The sequence below is a fragment of the Sandarakinorhabdus oryzae genome (assembly GCF_009733735.1).
GTDB lineage: Bacteria > Pseudomonadota > Alphaproteobacteria > Sphingomonadales > Sphingomonadaceae > Sandarakinorhabdus > Sandarakinorhabdus oryzae.
This window is the reverse complement of record NZ_WNJP01000257.1, coordinates 1-2,802: the sequence shown is the minus strand read 5'-3', so window position 1 is coordinate 2,802 and position 2,802 is coordinate 1. Positions and strand designations below refer to the sequence as shown.

Genomic DNA, 2,802 nt, shown 5'->3' with positions numbered 1-2,802 from the left:
GTGCGGGCCATCCAGCCCGCGCGCCGCCGTGCGGTCAGCCAGACCATGGGCCACCGCGCCGATGCGGGCACTGCGGGCGCCGGGCTCCAGCCCATCGGCCCAGGCCGCCAGTGCATGGGCGTTGAGCAGGGCGAGCGTGACCACGGCAAACAGCAACGCCGTCGTCATCAGGGCAAGGCCCGAAAGGCCGACTTCGTCGGCCTCCACGTCCACGGGCGAGTCAAAGCGATCGGCCATCGGTCCCCTCAGAACTGGTAATAGATGAAGGCCGCGACGCCTTCAAAGCGCATCGCGTCGATCAGCAGGATGGTCAGCCCGACGGCCAGGCCGAGCAGCGGCGCCGGCCAGGCCGCCACATGCCGCGCCAGCGCCGGCATCAGCGTGGGCGGAGTGAAATGAATGGCGAGGCCGAAGCCGATGAGGCCGCAGAGCAGCGGACTGGCCAGCGCCACGCCGGGCCGGAAGGCCCAAAGCTGGGTGAAATAGGCCAGGGCCCCGTCCAGCGTGTCGGCGCGGAAGAAGATCCAGCCGGCGACCACGATGTGGAAGATGATCAGGATGGCAAGCGGTTTCGGCAGCGCGGGCAAGCCTTCCGGCCGCCATTCCTTCCACAGCCGCTCGATCGCCAGCACGCCTCCGTGCAGCGCCCCCCAGATCAGGAAGGTCCATTTGGCGCCGTGCCAGAAACCGCCCAGCAGCATGGTGATGAGCAGATTGCGGCAGATGAACCAGACCCCACCGCGGTTTCCGCCCAGGCTGATGTAGAGATAGTCGCGCAGCCAGCTCGACAGCGAGATGTGCCAGCGCCGCCAGAAATCCTGCAGCGAGGCGGCTCTGTAGGGCTGATCGAAATTGCGCGGGAAGCGATAGCCCATCAGTGCCGCCAGCCCGATCGCCATGTCGGAATAGGCGGAGAAATCGCAATAGATCTGCACAGCATAGCCATAGGCGCCGGCCACCAGATCGAGGCCCGATTGTGCCGATGGATCGAAGAAGGTCTTGTCCACCAGCCCTGTCGCCAGTTCGCTGGCCACCACCGCCTTCTTGAACAGGCCCCAGCAGATCAGGATCAGCGCTGTCGCCACCATGCCGCGCGTCAGCTTCGGCACCGTCTTGAACTGCGGCACCAGGTGGCTGGCGCGCACGATCGGGCCGGCGACGAGGTGCGGGAAGAAGCTCATCAGCAAGGTGATGTCGAGGAAACTGGCCGGCGCGGTCTGGCGGCGGGCGATGTCGATCAGATAGCTCATGCCCTGGAAGGTGAAGAAGCTGATGCCGACCGGCAGGATCACCTCGATCAGCGGCAGATCGCGCCCCCAGCCCATCCGCACCAGCACCGGTGCCAGTTGATCGAGGAAGAAGCCGAAATATTTGAAGAACCCCAATATGCCGAGATTGGCGGTGACGCCGATGCCGAGCCAGGGCTGCGCTGAGCGCCCGTCGTCCAGCCGCTGCTGAATCACGTGCGCGCAGCCCCAGTTGATCACGGCCGATGCAATCAGCAGCAGAACGAAGCGCCAGTCCCACGCGCCATAGAAGACCCAGCTGGCCAGCAGCAGGATGATCTTGCGCCATTCGTTCGACGCCTGACCCACCGTCCACACCAGCAGCAGGACGGGCAGGAAGAACAGGCCGAATTCCAGCGTGGGAAACAGCATCAGTGTGCGCCCGCGGCCCCGAATGATTGGGCAGCATCCAGATCGGCCAGCAGCAACCGCGCCACTTCTGCGCCGCCCGCGGGCGAATAATGGATGAAGTCCGGCCCGATCAGCCCGGCCTGCATCCAGCGCACCGCCGCGCAACTGCCGCCCTGGCGCATGCGCCAGTCCCAGAAGGCCAGGCCGAGTTCTCCAGCCAGCCGGCGCTCGACCGCGCTGGCGGCGGCCAGTGCCGGCGGGTTGAACAGCGGCAGCCCGCGCCGCACCGGCCGCGACACCGGGCCCGAGAAGGTGACCGGATCGGGCGCCAGCGTGCCGCCGGCATCGTCCCAATAGGGAATGTCGAGGCCTTCCACCGGCAGCCGATCGGGCGTGGCCTGGATCACGGCGTTGCAATCGGGCACCGGGCCGGCGGCGCCACCAACGATATTGTTCCTGAGCTCGGTGTTGCGGCTGGCAGCATCGGGCGGACCGATCAGCAGGATCGGCACCGGCCCGGCCAGCCGCCGGATGCGCGCCACCTGCTCGCGGATCTGCGTTTCCAGCCGCGCCGCATCGAAAAAGGGCGCAAAGCCTTCATTGGTGCCAAAGGCGAGGATGACGAGATCGGGCGGCAGTGCCCGGAACTGGGCGGCGATGGTGGCATCATCGGCGCGGCCGAGGAATTGCAGCTGCGATCCCGGCACGCCCAGGTTGGAGACGATCACGCCCTGCGGCCGCTCCGTCCACCAGCCGGTGATGATCGCCTCCCCCGACAGCAGCTCGAGCCGGGCGCTGCCGGTGGCGGCGGTGACAGGGAAGCGCCGGCACACCGGGCCGTCGAAATCGGTGGCGAAATCCACGTCCTGGGTGTCGGCGCCCAGCGTGAGTGCGATGCGCGGGCCGGTCGTGCTGGCGGCCAGGCACAGGCCAAAGGCGGTGAAGCTGCTGTCGTCCGCCAACGAAAGCGCCGCGCCCGGCGTGCTGCTGGTCAGCGTGTAGCCGGTGATGCCGCGTGGCGGCCAAGGCTCGGCCGCGCCGCTGCCGAACAGGCCGCGGGCGTTCCAGTTGCCCGACATGGTGACAGACACCCCGCGCAGCCGCACGCCGGGATGTGGCCGACCGGCCGGCATCAGCCCGCGCCCGCCATTGCCCAGCCGGGCCT

Annotated in this window: 3 protein-coding genes; all 3 read right to left on the bottom strand. The window is 68.1% G+C overall.

What is annotated here, in order from left to right; all coding sequences use genetic code 11:
* On the bottom strand, positions 1-237 hold a 237-nt coding region (locus tag GJ693_RS15210), incomplete at its 3' end, for a hypothetical protein (protein WP_156257093.1).
* 8 nt (positions 238-245) lie between these two features.
* The gene (locus tag GJ693_RS15205) at positions 246-1,658 is read right to left on the bottom strand and encodes an MBOAT family O-acyltransferase (RefSeq protein WP_156257092.1); all 1,413 of its coding nucleotides are present in this window, start codon (positions 1,656-1,658) and stop codon (positions 246-248) included.
* Positions 1,658-2,802 (bottom strand): GDSL-type esterase/lipase family protein (locus tag GJ693_RS15200; protein ID WP_156257091.1); only part of this gene is annotated, 1,145 nt, incomplete at its 5' end. The genes GJ693_RS15200 and GJ693_RS15205, both read right to left, overlap by 1 nt.

What these genes read in the sequence shown, in the direction of transcription:
- GJ693_RS15205 (WP_156257092.1), bottom strand. Translation starts at nt 1,658, where the DNA reads ATGCTGTTTCCCACGCTGGAATTCGGCCTGTTCTTCCTGCCCGTCCTG.